The sequence below is a fragment of the Bradyrhizobium sp. genome, from assembly GCF_036009065.1.
Classification (GTDB): domain Bacteria; phylum Pseudomonadota; class Alphaproteobacteria; order Rhizobiales; family Xanthobacteraceae; genus Bradyrhizobium.
Genome location: NZ_DASYMN010000030.1, coordinates 1 through 13,946, shown reverse-complemented (window position 1 = coordinate 13,946; position 13,946 = coordinate 1). Strand labels below are relative to the sequence as shown.

17 protein-coding genes are annotated in these 13,946 nt (G+C 63.3%); 9 read left to right on the top strand and 8 right to left on the bottom strand.

Annotated features, from left to right (window positions below):
- Nucleotides 1-120 precede the first annotated feature (120 nt).
- From VGP39_RS02335 to fabD, 3 genes are all read right to left on the bottom strand, one after another.
- Nucleotides 121-360, bottom strand: coding sequence for an acyl carrier protein (locus tag VGP39_RS02335; RefSeq protein WP_006610957.1), 240 nt, complete (start codon nucleotides 358-360; stop codon nucleotides 121-123).
- A gap of 303 nt (nucleotides 361-663) precedes the next feature.
- Entirely contained in the window at nucleotides 664-1,401 is a 738-nt protein-coding gene (gene fabG / locus VGP39_RS02330; RefSeq protein ID WP_327566498.1) for a 3-oxoacyl-[acyl-carrier-protein] reductase, read from the bottom strand.
- Between the two features lie 21 nt (nucleotides 1,402-1,422).
- Nucleotides 1,423-2,382 (bottom strand): ACP S-malonyltransferase, encoded by a 960-nt coding sequence (gene fabD / locus VGP39_RS02325; protein ID WP_327566497.1) that lies wholly within the window; start codon nucleotides 2,380-2,382, stop codon nucleotides 1,423-1,425.
- 362 nt (nucleotides 2,383-2,744) lie between these two features.
- Here fabD and rpsF point away from each other — a divergent pair, with 362 nt between their 5' ends.
- The 4 genes from rpsF to rplI all read left to right on the top strand — a co-directional run bounded on the left by rpsF (nucleotide 2,745) and on the right by rplI (nucleotide 5,244).
- Nucleotides 2,745-3,251, top strand: a complete 507-nt coding sequence (gene rpsF / locus VGP39_RS02320) for a 30S ribosomal protein S6 (protein WP_327566496.1) — start codon at nucleotides 2,745-2,747, stop codon at nucleotides 3,249-3,251.
- Between the two features lie 5 nt (nucleotides 3,252-3,256).
- Nucleotides 3,257-3,496, top strand: a complete 240-nt coding sequence (rpsR, locus tag VGP39_RS02315) for a 30S ribosomal protein S18 (RefSeq protein WP_002711478.1) — start codon at nucleotides 3,257-3,259, stop codon at nucleotides 3,494-3,496.
- Between the two features lie 122 nt (nucleotides 3,497-3,618).
- Nucleotides 3,619-4,599, top strand: a complete 981-nt coding sequence (locus VGP39_RS02310) for a hypothetical protein (protein WP_327566495.1) — start codon at nucleotides 3,619-3,621, stop codon at nucleotides 4,597-4,599.
- 39 nt (nucleotides 4,600-4,638) lie between these two features.
- On the top strand, nucleotides 4,639-5,244 hold the full coding sequence (gene rplI / locus VGP39_RS02305) for a 50S ribosomal protein L9 (protein ID WP_327566494.1): 606 nt from the start codon (nucleotides 4,639-4,641) through the stop codon (nucleotides 5,242-5,244).
- Between the two features lie 63 nt (nucleotides 5,245-5,307).
- Here the strand turns inward: rplI and VGP39_RS02300 are convergent, their stop codons facing one another.
- Complete coding sequence (locus VGP39_RS02300; protein ID WP_327566493.1) at nucleotides 5,308-6,123, bottom strand: hypothetical protein; 816 nt, start codon at nucleotides 6,121-6,123, stop codon at nucleotides 5,308-5,310.
- A 468-nt stretch (nucleotides 6,124-6,591) separates the two neighbouring features.
- On the opposite strand from VGP39_RS02300, the gene VGP39_RS02295 reads away from it, so the two are divergent.
- The gene (locus VGP39_RS02295; RefSeq protein WP_327566492.1) at nucleotides 6,592-7,839 is read left to right on the top strand and encodes a cyclopropane-fatty-acyl-phospholipid synthase family protein; all 1,248 of its coding nucleotides are present in this window, start codon (nucleotides 6,592-6,594) and stop codon (nucleotides 7,837-7,839) included.
- A 28-nt stretch (nucleotides 7,840-7,867) separates the two neighbouring features.
- On the opposite strand, the gene VGP39_RS02290 is transcribed toward VGP39_RS02295, so the two are convergent.
- Entirely contained in the window at nucleotides 7,868-8,074 is a 207-nt protein-coding gene (locus tag VGP39_RS02290) for a hypothetical protein (protein WP_327566491.1), read from the bottom strand.
- Nucleotides 8,075-8,222: 148 nt separating this feature from the next.
- Between VGP39_RS02290 and VGP39_RS02285 the strand changes: the two genes are divergently transcribed.
- The 4 genes from VGP39_RS02285 (at nucleotide 8,223) to VGP39_RS02270 (ending at nucleotide 12,229) form a co-directional block, all read left to right on the top strand.
- Nucleotides 8,223-8,345 (top strand): hypothetical protein, encoded by a 123-nt coding sequence (locus tag VGP39_RS02285; protein ID WP_327566490.1) that lies wholly within the window; start codon nucleotides 8,223-8,225, stop codon nucleotides 8,343-8,345.
- Between the two features lie 303 nt (nucleotides 8,346-8,648).
- Nucleotides 8,649-10,151 (top strand): replicative DNA helicase, encoded by a 1,503-nt coding sequence (locus VGP39_RS02280; RefSeq protein WP_327566489.1) that lies wholly within the window; start codon nucleotides 8,649-8,651, stop codon nucleotides 10,149-10,151.
- 48 nt (nucleotides 10,152-10,199) lie between these two features.
- Entirely contained in the window at nucleotides 10,200-11,453 is a 1,254-nt protein-coding gene (alr, locus tag VGP39_RS02275) for an alanine racemase (protein ID WP_327566488.1), read from the top strand.
- 5 nt (nucleotides 11,454-11,458) lie between these two features.
- Nucleotides 11,459-12,229: an exodeoxyribonuclease III gene (locus VGP39_RS02270; protein WP_327566487.1), complete on the top strand. Its 771-nt coding sequence runs from the start codon at nucleotides 11,459-11,461 to the stop codon at nucleotides 12,227-12,229.
- Nucleotides 12,230-12,672: 443 nt separating this feature from the next.
- On the opposite strand, the gene VGP39_RS02265 is transcribed toward VGP39_RS02270, so the two are convergent.
- From VGP39_RS02265 to ldtR, 3 genes are all read right to left on the bottom strand, one after another.
- Nucleotides 12,673-12,894 (bottom strand): hypothetical protein, encoded by a 222-nt coding sequence (locus VGP39_RS02265; protein ID WP_327566486.1) that lies wholly within the window; start codon nucleotides 12,892-12,894, stop codon nucleotides 12,673-12,675.
- A gap of 65 nt (nucleotides 12,895-12,959) precedes the next feature.
- Nucleotides 12,960-13,184 (bottom strand): hypothetical protein, encoded by a 225-nt coding sequence (locus VGP39_RS02260; RefSeq protein WP_327566485.1) that lies wholly within the window; start codon nucleotides 13,182-13,184, stop codon nucleotides 12,960-12,962.
- Nucleotides 13,185-13,365: 181 nt separating this feature from the next.
- A complete protein-coding gene (ldtR, locus tag VGP39_RS02255) occupies nucleotides 13,366-13,881 on the bottom strand; it encodes a transcriptional regulator LdtR (RefSeq protein WP_327566484.1) in 516 nt (171 codons plus the stop codon).
- Between the last annotated feature and the right edge of the window lie 65 nt (nucleotides 13,882-13,946).

Sequence of the window (13,946 nt, the reverse complement as noted above, 5' to 3'; positions counted from 1 at the left end):
CCCGTGACGACAACCCGCCTCATACCCAAGACTCCGGCCCTATCAATTCGCGGTCCACAACAAGAAGCCGGTGGACCGCGATCACGGCCCGTCCGGCTTCATCGGCACCGCGCGGGGTTGTCAGCTTTTCGCGTTCTTTTCAAGGAACTTGGTGGCGTCGCCAACGGTCAGAATCGTCTCCGCCGCATCGTCGGGAATTTCGCAGCCGAACTCTTCCTCGAACGCCATCACAAGCTCGACCGTATCGAGACTGTCGGCGCCGAGGTCGTCAATGAAGCTCGCATTGTCGACCACCTTTTCGGGCTCGACACCAAGGTGTTCGACCACGATCTTCTTAACCCGCTCGCCAATCTCGCTCATCGTTCAACCTCGTGTTGTTCCCATTGGATCCGACCGCAGACGATCCGAGCCATCGCGGTGCGTTACTCGTCAAGTTCCTGTCGCGGTCGCGCATTGTCTTGATTTGGCCCCGTCATTGCGGACGGAGACCCGGCGAAAGACGGCAGGCTCCGCACCGCCAATATACAGGGTTTCAAAATCCTGCAATGGGGTTCTTTGCCGTGCCGTTCGTGGTCCGGTTATCACACGCCCGCCACGTCGACCACAAGCCCAAACGGCACTCCCAAAGGCCCTCGCGCCTCGTCGAGGAGGCGGCCAAATGCCTCAAAACATGGCCATTCCGCCGTTGACATGAATCGTTTGCCCGGTGACGTAGGCGGCCTCATTCGAACTGAGGTAGACTGCCGCCGCCGCGATATCGTCGGGCGTTCCAAGCCGTGCCGCAGGGACCTTGGACAGGATCGTCTCGCGCTGCTTGTCGTTAAGCGCATCCGTCATCGGCGTTTTGATGAAGCCTGGTGCGATGCAATTGGCGGTGACGTTGCGTTTGGCGTATTCCGCGCCCAGCGTCTTGATCATGCCGATCAGCCCGGCTTTCGCCGCGGTGTAATTGCCTTGGCCGGGATTGCCGGTGACGCCGACGATGGACGTGATCGCGATGATGCGGCCGAACCGCTTGCGCATCATCAGCTTGGTCGCCGCCCGGGCAAGGCGGAAGGTCGCGGTCAGGTTGACCTGGATCACGTCGTCCCAGTCCTCATCGCGCAACTGAACGAAAAGATTGTCCCGAGTGATGCCGGCATTGGCGATTAGAATATCCACCTGCCCCATCGCTGTCTCCGCCGCCGGTACAAGTGCCTCGACTTCCGCCGCGTCCGAAAGGTTGCAGGGCAGCACGTGGGCCCGCTCGCCGAGTTTGCCGGCGAGCGCATCCAGCACCTCCCGCCGCGTCCCGGAAATCGCCACCCTGGCGCCTTGCGCATGCAGCTTCTCCGCGATCGCGCCGCCGATGCCGCCGGACGCGCCGGTGACCAGCGCGGTCCTGCCAGTCAGATCGAACATGTCAGTCTCCCCTTGCCCCGCTCACGCCGAATGTGCTGAAGCCAATGAGTCTTTTGCAGCAGCGATATCATTCGGCCCGCCGACGGGAATCCCGACGGCGCCGTCGGCGATGCGCTTGACCAGCCCGCTCAGCACACGGCCGGCGCCGATCTCGAAAAATCGCGTCACGCCATGGGCGGCCATGTAAGCCACCGACTCGCGCCAGCGCACGGTTCCGGTCACCTGCTCGATCAGGCGGCGGCGGATCTCGTCCGGATCGGTAATGGCGGCGGCCAGCACATTGGACACCAGCGGCGACGCCGGCGCACGGATTGCGACATCAGCCAACGCCTTCGCCATCGCGTCGGCGGCGGGCTGCATCAACCGGCAATGGAACGGCGCCGAGACCGGCAACAGCATGGCGCGCTTGACGCCCCTGGACTTGGCAATCTCAAGCGCGCGTTCCACCGCGGCCTTGTCGCCGGAGACCACGACCTGGCCGCCTCCATTGTCGTTGGCGGCCTGGCAGACCTGATCCTGCGCAGCCTCGCTGGCGATGGCCACTGCTGCCTCATAATCGAGCCCGAGCAATGCCGCCATCGCGCCAACGCCGACCGGCACCGCTTTTTGCATGGCGAGACCGCGGGTGCGCAGCAACCGCGCGGTGTCGCCGATGGAAAGGCTGCCGGCGGCGGCCAGCGCGGAATATTCGCCGAGCGAGTGCCCGGCCACGTATGCAGCGTCGCGGGCCACCGAAAAGCCGGCCTCGGTCTCCAGCACGCGCAGCGTCGCCAGCGAGACCGCCATCAACGCCGGCTGCGCATTCTCGGTGAGCTGCAGGGTTTCGGCCGGGCCGTCCCAGATCGTGGCAGTCAGCTTCCCGCCCAGCGCGGCGTCGACCTCGTCAAAAACGGCTTTCGCCGCGGGAAATGCGTCCGCAAGCGCCTTGCCCATGCCGACCGCCTGGGAGCCCTGCCCCGGAAACGTAAAAGCTGCGGTCATCGGCGCCCCTGAACATTCCTGATATCGCTAAAGTCGCGCCGAAAGACACCGGCGAGCCCTAATATGTCAAGCAATGGCTTGCAGGCCGCCGGTTCCGCCATGTTCTGCCGAACCCCGGATTTCGGCCCTGTTTCCCTTGCCATCGCGGTCAAAATCCGTATAAACCGCGCCATCCGTGGATCCCGGCCGGGAGCTGAACGGACGGTCTCAGCAATTTCACCTTCTGGGCGATCTTGATGCGGCAGGGCCAGTCGGTCCGTCGTCCCGTGCTTCCGCCTTCTGAGCTTACTTTCCGAGTCCTTATCCATAGGCCTCGAAGGGCTTGCCGCCGGGAAACGCGTCAACACTAGGAAAGGACAGCCATGCCGCTTTATGAGCATGTTTTTCTCGCACGTCAGGATGCGAGCACCCAGCAGGTCGAAGAACTGACCACCCAGATGACCGGCATCGTCGAGCAGGGCGGTGGCAAGGTCGTGAAGACCGAAAACTGGGGCGTACGCTCGCTGACCTATCGCATGAACAAGAACCGCAAGGCGCATTTCGTGCTCTTGAACATCGACGGCCCCTCCGCTGTTGTCGCCGAGATCGAGCGGCAGGAGCGCATCAGCGAAGACGTCATCCGCTATCTCACAGTTCGCGTCGAAGAGCACGAGGAAGGCCCCTCGGCAATGTTGCGCAAGGTCGATCGCGACCGCGATCGCGACGACCGTGGCGGCGGCTTCCGTGGCGACCGCGATGGCGGTTTCCGCGGTGACCGCGAAGGCGGTGGTTTCCGGGGCGGCGACCGCGATGGCGGCTTCCGCGGCGATCGTGGCCCGCGCCGTCCGCGCGATGACGCCGACGCCCCAACCGCTGCGATCGAGGAGTAAGCATCATGGCTGAAGCTGGTGCACGCCGTCCGTTTTTCCGCCGCCGCAAGACCTGCCCGTTCACGGGTCCGAATGCGCCGAAGATTGACTACAAGGATTCCAAGCTCTTGATGCGTTACGTCTCCGAGCGCGGCAAGATCGTGCCGAGCCGCATCACCGCGGTCTCCGCCAAGAAGCAGCGTGAACTCGCCCGCGCCATCAAGCGCTCGCGTTTCCTCGGCCTGCTTCCCTACGTGATCCGCTAACGCGTTGCTCGACTGGCGGCGTTGATGCGGCCAGTCGAATTCTTCATAAGGCTTCCGGATCGTCCGGTCGCCGATGGTTGGGGTTTTGAGCCCCTAACCGCTCGAAAGGAGCGGGACAGCTGATGATGACGATTATTCTCATTGCGCTCGCGGCCGGCTGCGCGTCGGCCTTGATGTTCGCCTCGATCATCTCGGGCGCGATGATCTCGCTGCTGCTGTTCTATCTGGCGCCGCTGCCGCTGATGGTCGCCGGCCTTGGATGGGGGCCGCTCAGCGCCACCATCGGTGGCATCAGTGCGGCTTTGGGCCTCGGCGCGATCTTCGGCCTGCCCTATTGCCTCGCCTTCGTCCTTACGGTCGCGCTGCCGGCCTGGTGGCTCGGACATCTGGCGCTGCTGGGGCGGCCCGTCGCTACCGGCGTCTCGGCCGGCAACGGGGCGGCGCCGGTCGCACCGGTCATGGAATGGTATCCGGTCGGCCGCATCCTGCTGTGGACCGCCGGCTTTGCCGCGCTGACCACCATGGCGGCGCTGTTCACGCTCGGCGGCGATGCCGCGAGCATCACAGGCGCGCTGCGCCGCGGACTGCTGCGGATCATCGGCGTGCGCGCTTCGTCGCAGGCGACCGGCGATACCGAACAATTCATCGATGCATTGGTGATGATCGCGCCGGCCGCCGCCGCCATCGTCGCAATGATGACGCTGACGCTCAATCTCTGGCTCGCCGCCAAAATTACCGCGACGTCGGGCCGGCTGCACCGTCCGTGGCCCGATATGAAAAGCGCGGCGCTGCCGCAGATGACGCTGGTGGCGCTATCGGTTGCGCTGGCGCTCTGCTTCACCGGCGGACTGCTCGCGATTCTGGCCCAGATCGTGAGCGCGGCGCTGATGATGGCTTACGCGCTCACCGGCTTCGCCGTGCTTCATACCCTGACGCTGACGATGAAAAGCCGCGCGCTATGGCTCGGCGGCGCCTACGCCGTCGTACTGGTGTTCGGCTGGCCGGTTCTCGCGATGGTGGGGCTGGGCCTCGCCGACGCCGTTTTCGGATTTCGCCAGCGCTATCTGCAACGAAGGACGCCGCCACCCGTCCCCTCATCCTGACCATCACCCTCAACTGCTCAACACCTAAGGAGATCGAACATGGAAGTCATTTTATTGGAACGCGTCGCCAAGCTCGGCCAGATGGGTGAGGTCGTCCGCGTCAAGGACGGGTTTGCCCGCAACTTTCTGCTCAAGCGCGGCAAGGCATTGCGCGCCACCTCGGACAATCGCGCCAAATTCGAAGGCATGAAGGCCGACCTTGAAACCCGCAACCTCCAGGCCAAGGGCGAAGCGACCAAGGTCGCGGAAAAGATCGACGGCCGCAACGTCGTCGTGCTGCGTCAGGCGTCGGAATCCGGACAGCTGTTCGGGTCGGTGTCGATCCGCGACATCATCGCCTCGTTCGAGCACGACAAGGTTACCATCAGCCGCAGCCAGGTGATGCTGGACGCGCCGATCAAGACCATCGGCAAGCACAAGATCGCCATCGCCGTGCACCCGGAAGTCGAAGTCGGCGTCACCGTGACGGTTGCGCGCAGCGCCGATGAGGCCGAGCGCATCAACCGCGGCGAGGACATCTCGACCCGCCAGGAAGATCAGGACGCCGCCGCCGAAGCATTGGCCGCCGCCGGCGAATTCTTCGACCCCGAAGCCCGCCACGACGACGTCGAGCCGGCGCCCGATGCCGGAGCCGTCGAGAAGTAAGGCCGGTTTCCTCGCTATCTACGCGGACCAAGTCCGGCCGGATCAGGCCGGGCTTGATTTAGATCACTGCGAGATCGGCGGCGCGGGGGGCCCCGCCGGGGCCACCGGCGGTGGCGGTGGCGCCGTGACCGCGATGGAGGGCGGCGGCGCAGTTGGCGTTGACCCGCCCTGCGGCTCGGAGACGGCACTGGATGCCGCAGTGGATTCGGGCGCCAGCTCGGCCGGCTTGGCCTCGCCCTCGGACAATTTCGGCGCCGGCGTGACTGCAGGAACGGGATCCGCCCTCAGCGGCACGTCGGACCTGTTTGCCTCGCCTTTGGGGGCATCCAGCTTGGCCGAATCCGACTTTTCTTCTTCAGGCTTTACCTCAGGTTTATTGCCTTCATCCTTGGCTAGATTGGGGTTCTCGTCCTTTGGTGCCGCGCCCTTTGCGGCCTCGCCCATCGGCGCATCCGTCTTGGCGGCGTCGGCTTTGGGCAGCTCCTGTGCCGGCTTGCCGCGCTTGCTGAGGCGCTGCTTGGCAGACAGCTTGCGGCCGTCAGGTCCGCGCTCATTGGCAGCGTCGGCGGGCGGCTGGCCCTCTATGGCGGGCTTGGCGGCGTCGGGATTAGCCAGCCTGTTGCGGCCCTGCCGCCCGCCTGGCTCGGTCTGGGGCATCCGCCCGTCCGCGTCCGGCCTGGAGGCTTCCTGGGTGGGCGCCCGGCGAATCGGTCTTCCGTAGCGATCGAGCTGAGCCGGCTGTCCGGACGGCTCCTGCTTGGCATCCTTGGCCTGTTTGGGCTGGCCGCCGATAGTTCGGGTATCGGCCGCACCGTTGGAAACCAGATAGGCGCTCAGCACCGACGCCATCTCAGCACTGGTAGTATAATGCTGGCGCAAGAAACCGGGCAGAGATCCCGGGGCCACCGTTTTCAGAAGGCCCCGCGCACCTTTATGGCAGGCCGCACAAGTCCCGGAGAAAATCTGGGAAGGACTCTTGCCGGCTTCGAGATTTTGCGCCCGCACCGGGGCTGCCGCGAAACCGCCGATCAAAAGCATCACCGTCGCTAAACTGAGCGCTCGGCTCAACATTCTTTGATTCTCCAGATGCGGAATTCGCCTTAAATCCGACGCTTGTTGCACAGCAGTCGTGGCGGTCACCTTTTAGCCGATTATCTTGCGAATGGAAGCACACAGATAACGCAATGGCGTGAACCGGACAATTCGAGTTATCGCCTTGCACCTATCAATACTGGCGCCGGCGTTCCGGCATTATTATGATCACTGCGAGGGGGAACCATTTCGGTCCGGCGCGTCGAGGTTCTCGGCCGCTCTCACGCGTGCGGGATCGCTCATCGGGTGATTTCGATGGATCGCTTGTTGCGTTTCTTTGTTGGCCAGTTCATTCGCCGCGGGACGATGACGTTCACCACCGCGAGCGGAGCAAAATTCACCTGCGGCGACGGCACCGGCGAGCCGGTCGCGGTGCGGTTCCTCACATCAGATGCCGAGCGGCGCGTCCTGCTCAACCCCGAGCTGGCGCTCGGCGAAATATACATGGAAGGCACGTTCGTATTCGAGAACGCCTCGATTGCCGACGCGCTTGCCATCCTGCTCGACCAGCCCGACATGCTGCCGCGCTGGGCTAGGCTGCAATGGTGGCTGCGCTATCTTGTCCGGCACGCCCAGCAGTTCAATCCGCCCTCGCGATCCAAGGATAATGTCGCCCGCCATTACGATCTCGACGGCCGGCTCTATTCGCTGTTCCTCGATGCCGACAAGCAATACAGCTGCGGCTATTTCGAGACGGCGGATGCAACGCTGGACGATGCACAGCTTGCCAAGAAGCGGCATCTCGCGGCGAAGCTCCTGATCGAGCCCGGCCACCGCGTGCTCGATATCGGCTCGGGCTGGGGTGGGCTTGGCCTGTATCTTGCGGAAATGACCGGTGCCAGCGTTACCGGCGTTACGCTGTCAGAACAATTGCAGGTGTCGAACGCCCGCGCCGCCGAAAGGAACCTGACGCAATCCGCGAAATTCCTGCTGCAGGATTATCGCGAGATCCCCGGCCCGTTCGATCGCATCATATCGGTGGGGATGTTCGAGCATGTCGGCGTCGATTTCTATGAGAAATACTTCCAGCGCTGCGCCGAACTGCTCACCGACGACGGCGTGATGATGCTGCATTCGATCGGCCGCTCCGAAGGCCCGGACGCCAGCAATCCCTACATCGCCAAATACATTTTCCCGGGCGGCTACATTCCGGGGCTTTCCGAGGTGGTGCCGGCGATCGAGCGTGCCGGGCTTTTGGTGTGCGACATCGAGATTCTGCGCCTCCACTATGCGGAAACGCTGAAAGCGTGGCGCGAGCGTTTCATGGCGCGGCGCGAGGAAGCGGTCCGGCTCTACGACGAGCGCTTTGCGAAGATGTGGGAATTTTACTTGGCGGCGTCGGAGATGTCGTTCCGCAAGCAGAACATGATGGTGTTCCAAATCCAGCTGACCAGGCGCCAGGGCGTCGTGCCGATGACGCGGGATTATATCGGGCGCGAGGAAGCCCGGTTGCGCGGCGTCGAACGCGGCCGGCGTCCGAGGCTGCAGATCGCCGGTGAATGACTCCGATTCGGATGGGGCGGCTCGGAACTCAGTTCCGAAGGCTGAAATTCGATCCGTAAAATCCGTGCGACATCGCCGGACGGGCCAAATGCGCCCGCGCTGCCGCCAGTAAAGCCGGGTCGCAGGGCATGGCGCGGATCTCCGGGCGGGACAGCGTCTTGAGCTTGTCGGCCAGCATCGACAGCCACGCCATTTCGCCGTTTCCGGAGCGCCATTGCTGGGTCTGCTGAGCCATCGCCTGTCCCGCCTTAAGCCGCCGCGGATTTCGTCCCGGTATCAACCCGCGGCCCGAAAACTCGTTCCCACAACCGTGCCGAAAAAAACATCGGGCCAGTGTGATCTGCCTCACAAACCTTGCGGTTTATCCGCCCTAAACCTTCCGAATGGCCCAGCAAGCACCCCAACCTTCGTTCCAGCCGACGGACGATATCCGCGTCGATTACGCCCTGATCGCCGCCAGCATCACGGCCGGCCTGATCGCGCTGATCTACCTCATCCTGATCTGATCAGGCTCGAGGCGGAGACAAACGGGCGCACCGGACGGCAAACGCGCCGCCCTTTTGATGAGTGCGCGGGCGCGCGCCAAAGGTTCAGCCGCACCGGCAGTTTTTCCCTTCTCGTCGCGGAACAAGTGGCCGCTTGCCGCCGCCGCTCGCAAAACCCGTCAAGCTCCGATGCGCGCCTTCGACAGGTTTCATCCCCGCGTTGTGTGAATCGGGCATAAGGCGCGTTCCAGCTTTCGCTCGGGTTCGAGTAGGCGCTTTATCGCGCCCCGCATCCGACAAAATCCAAAGAACAAACTTTTACCTATGGCCCTGACTGATTCGAACGTCCTGAAACTCGCGCCCGACGCGGCGACGCCGGCCTATCGCACCGCGCCGCACAATATCGAGGCGGAACAGAGCGTTCTCGGCGCCATTCTGGTCAACAACGACGCGTTCTACCGGGTGTCGGATTTTCTGGAACCGAAGCACTTCTTCGAGCCGATCCATCAGACCATTTTCGAGACCGCCTCGAGCCTGATCCGCGCCGGCAAGATCGCCACCCCGGTTACGCTGAAGACGTTTCTGCCCGCCGACACCGACCTCGGCGGCATGACGGTCGGCCAATACCTCGCCCGCCTCGCCGCCGAAGCTACCACCATCATCAACGCCCATGACTACGGGCGCACCATCTATGAACTGGCGCTGCGCCGCGATCTGATCGGCATCGGCACCGACATGGTCAATGTCGCCTTCGATGCGCCGGTGGATTTTGCACCGCGCGCGCAGATCGAGGATGCCGAGCGCCGGCTGTATGAGCTCGCCGAATCCGGGCGCTATGACGGCGGGTTCCAGAAATTTTCGCAGGCCCTCACCGTCGCGGTCGATATGGCGGCGAAGGCTTTCCAGCGCGACGGAAAATTGTCCGGCGTCGCCACGGGCTTGCGCGAACTCGACATCAAGATGGGCGGGCTGCAGCCTTCCGACCTGATCATCGTCGCGGGCCGTCCCGGCATGGGCAAGACGGCGCTTGGGACCAACATCGCCTACAATGTCGCGAAAGCGCACCGCGCGGAACTGCAGGCCGACGGCACCATGAAATCCGTCAATGGCGGCATCGTCGGTTTCTTCTCCTGCGAAATGTCCGCCGAACAACTGGCGACGCGCATCCTCTCCGAACAAACCAGCATCGCATCCTCGACGATCCGCCGCGGCGGCATTACCGAGACCGACTTCGAGAAGATCCGCGACTACTCGATCGAGTTGCAGTCGCTGCCGCTCTATGTCGACGAAACCGGCGGCCTTTCGATCTCGCAACTCACCGCGCGGGCGCGGCGGCTGAAACGCCAGAAAGGCCTCGACCTTCTGGTGGTTGACTACATTCAGCTACTGCAAGGCTCAGGCAAGCGCGGCAATGACAATCGCGTGCAGGAAGTCACCGAGATCACCACTGCCCTAAAGGCGCTTGCCAAGGAGCTGAATGTTCCCATTATCGCCCTGTCGCAGTTGTCGCGGCAGGTCGAAAGCCGCGACGACAAGCGCCCGCAACTGTCGGACTTGCGTGAATCAGGCTCGATCGAGCAGGACGCCGACGTGGTGATGTTCGTGTTTCGCGAGGAATATTACCTCGCCAACAAGGAGCCGCGTGCGGGCACGCCTGAACATGAGAAATGGCAGCTCGACATGTCGCTGGTCCACGGCAAGGCCGAAGTGATCATCGGCAAGCAGCGTCATGGCCCCACAGGTACGGTCGAACTGCATTTTGAAGGCCAGTTCACGCGGTTTAGCGATCTCGCGCACGACAGTCACTTGCCGGAACGGACCTACTGAGATCGCCTGCACGGTTGAACCACCGCCGGGGCCCGCGTAAAGTGCGGCATGACCCCCGTTTCCGACCTGAAATCGATCCCGCTTGGCGGCCTGCTGTCAGCGGAGGCGAACGCCGCGGCGGCGCTTGCTGCCGCGACCGCCACGTTACCCGGAATCCTCACCGTCGACCTCGACGCCGTCGTCGCCAACTGGCGCAAGCTGGAGAAGACCGCGGTGCCGGCCGAATGCGCCGCCGTGATCAAGGCCGACGCCTATGGCTGCGGCACAGAACCAGTGGCGCGGGCGCTGGCGGGCGCCGGCTGCAAGACGTTTTTCGTCGCCACCCTGGATGAAGCGCGCACCGCCCGCGAAGCGTTGCCGTCGGCCGATCTCTACGTGCTCGACGGCTTCTTTCAGAACTGCGGCGATGCCTTCGCGAGACTCAATTGCCGGCCCGTGATCGGCGATCTCAACGAACTTGCCGAGTGGGACGTGTTTTGCCGCCGCTCCGGATGGTCTGGAGGTGCGGCCATCCACATCGACACCGGCATGAACCGGCTCGGCCTCACCTTGGTGGAAGCGCAGGGCATCGTGCCCAGGATCAATGCCGGCGATCACGGCATCACGCTTGTCATGAGCCACCTCGCCTGCGCCGAGAGCCTCAATCATCCGCTCAACGCAAAACAGGTCGCGACCTTCCGCGAGATCGCCAGCCTTTTTACCGGCGTGCCGGCATCGCTGTCGAATTCATCCGGCATCTATCTCGGCCCGCAATTCCAGTTCGACATGGTGCGGCCGGGGGCGGCGCTTTACGGCGTCAACCCGACCCCGGAAGCCGACAATCCGATGCAAAGCGTTGTCGACCTGAAGGCGCGTATCGTGCAATTCCGCAATGTCGAGCGCGGCGACAGCGTCGGCTATGGCGCAACCTGGACCGCGCGGCGGCCGACCAAACTGGCCATCGTCTCGGCCGGTTATGCCGACGGCTATTTCCGCGCCGCCAGCGCCAATGATGGTACGCGCGGCGCCGAGGTCATCGTGGCCGGCAAGCGTTGCCCGGTTGCCGGGCGCATCTCGATGGACCTGATGGCGATCGACATCACCGACCTGCCGGACAAGACCGCGCGCCGCGGCCACATGGTGACGCTGATTGGCGAAGGCATCACCGTCGACGAAGTCGCGCATCATTTCGGCACCATCGGCTACGAGGTGCTGACCAGCCTCGGCAGGCGCTATGCGCGGATCTACAAGGGCGGCGAAGCAAAAAGCGAGAACAACGGCGCGGAAACCAGCGCGCCCGCTGCTGCGACGCCGCCGGCCTGACATTCTTGAAGGTCGCGACGTTCAACATCAACAATATCAACCGGCGCCTGCCGAACCTGCTGCGATGGCTGCGGTCATCCAGGCCCGATGTCGTCTGCCTGCAGGAACTGAAATCGACCGACGCCGACTTCCCGATCGACGCACTACACAAGGCCGGCTACGGCGCGGTCTGGCGCGGCCAGAAGACCTGGAACGGCGTCGCCATCCTGGCGCGCAAGACCGATCCGGTTCTGGTCCGGACGGATCTGCCCGGCGATCCCAAGGATACCCAGGCGCGCTATATCGAAGCCGCGGTTGGCGGCATCATCGTCACCAGCATCTATCTGCCTAACGGCAATCCGCAGCCCGGCCCAAAATTCGATTACAAGCTCGACTGGTTCAAGCGGCTGCGCCGGCATTCGGCGGCGCTTCTCAAGCAGGATGTCCCCATCGTGCTGGCGGGCGACTACAACGTGGCGCTGACTGATCTCGATATTTATCCGACGCGCTCTTGGGACAAGGACGCGCTGATCCAGCCGAAAAGCCGCGCCGCCTTCAAGGCGCTGCTGGCGCAGGGCTGGACCGACGCGGTGCGCACACTGCATCCGTCAAAGCCGATGTTCACCTTCTGGGACTACAAGCGCAACCGCTGGCCGCGCGACGCTGGCCTGCGGCTGGATCACCTCCTGCTCAGCCCCGCACTGGCGCCGCGCCTGATCAAGGCCGGCGTCGATCGCGCCCTCCGCGGCGAGGAAGGGGCGAGCGACCACGCGCCGGCATGGATCGTGCTGCTGTAGACGAACCAGCGCCACGTCTACACCGTCATCCCGATAGGATGTGAATGTTTTTTTTGCGTCATTGCGAGCGAAGCGAAGCAATCCAGAAAGCCACAAGCAAGGACCGGATTGCTTCGGTCGCGGCCGCCATGCCTCGCAAGCATGGACCCGGGGACCTTGGGTAACCGCCCGAGCCCACAACGGGGCTCTGCCTTAAATTGGCTGGGGGTACAGGCGAGGGGTGGGCGAAGCCTGCCTGGATGGCGAGCTGCTCGCGCCTGTGCCGGAAGCACGTTGCCAGGGTCGAAGAAATTGGGGGATCATGCGGCGGCACTGATACCAAGGCGCGCCTTTCGGCGCGCCGTCTCCCTCAAAAAGGGGAGAGAAACCAACAGCAGCACCACGCCGCGCAAAGCGGCGCGCTGCGCAGCATCCGGACAACCCGATCCTGCGCGCTACCTCTCCTACAGCCCCGTAAACCCCGCCTTCACCGGATCGCTGCTGCCGTCGAGTTCGCGGAGATAGGTCAGTCCGCACACCGTCAGGCGATGGGTGTCTTTTTCGCCGGCCTCGAACAGCGCGGTCAGATAGTCGGTGACCTTGACGCGCGCTTCGGCGCTGGCCGCGGCGGAGCGGTTCATCAAAAGATCGTAGGTCTGCATGATGCGGTCGATGGCGGAGTCCATGGAATCCTCGTGGCAGGTCATGTGAATCACTGGATTTCTGAATCACTGGATTTCAAAAGTCGCAATCAGACAGGCCGCGTGGCCTCGAACTGCGAGATCGCCTTGTTGGCGAGGCGGAGCCTGTTGTATTCGCCGCGGTGAAACATCAGTACGATGATTTCCAGCAAACGGTCGTCGGTGACGAACGTATCGGGAATGGCGCCGGTTTTACGCAAGTAGTTCGACGCGATTGCATAGGCACCGCCGACCGCGTCGACATTCATCACCCGCATGCCGCGTTCGACCAACATGACTTCCGTCCTCCGGTATGAACTGATAAGCGCGAAACCGGCGTAAAAGTTCCTTACGGGAAACCATAATTTGCATCGCGCAAAACAAAGCGCACCGGTCCGGGACATGGACCGATGCGCAATGATAAGGGCAACTTAGAGTAGCGTTCGCCTTTTTTGATTCGCGGCTTGGCCGAAAATTTCAGAGCCGATACAGGATCTGGTCGGTCCAGAACCGCTCCAGCCGGTGCAGCGACTTGTTTAGGGTGGCGAATTCCTCGTTCGAAATGCCGCCGACCTGCTCCACGGTCTTCACGTGCTTTTGATAGAGCGCGTCGACGATGCGGCGGATTTCCTGGCCCTGCGCGGTCAGGCGGATGCGGACCGAGCGGCGATCGACGCGGCTGCGCTGATGATCGAGGAAGCCGAGTTCGACCAGCTTCTTCAGGTTGTAGGAAACGTTGGAGCCGAGGTAATAGCCGCGCGTGCGCAATTCGCCCGCGGTCAGTTCCTTGTCGCCGATGTTGTAGAGCAACAGCGCCTGCACCGAGTTGATGTCGGCGCGGCCGCGGCGGTCGAATTCGTCCTTGATCACGTCGAGCAGGCGGCGATGCAGCCGCTCCACCAAAGTCAACGCTTCGTGATAGAGCGGCTGCACCGGCGCCTGGCCGGCGTTACGTTCAGCGGTTTCCACCGCCGTTGCAACGGCTTTCATCATGACACGTCCCCTGTTGTCGTTTTTATCGACTTATTCGACGAAACTTGTGTCCCGCCTGATAGCCA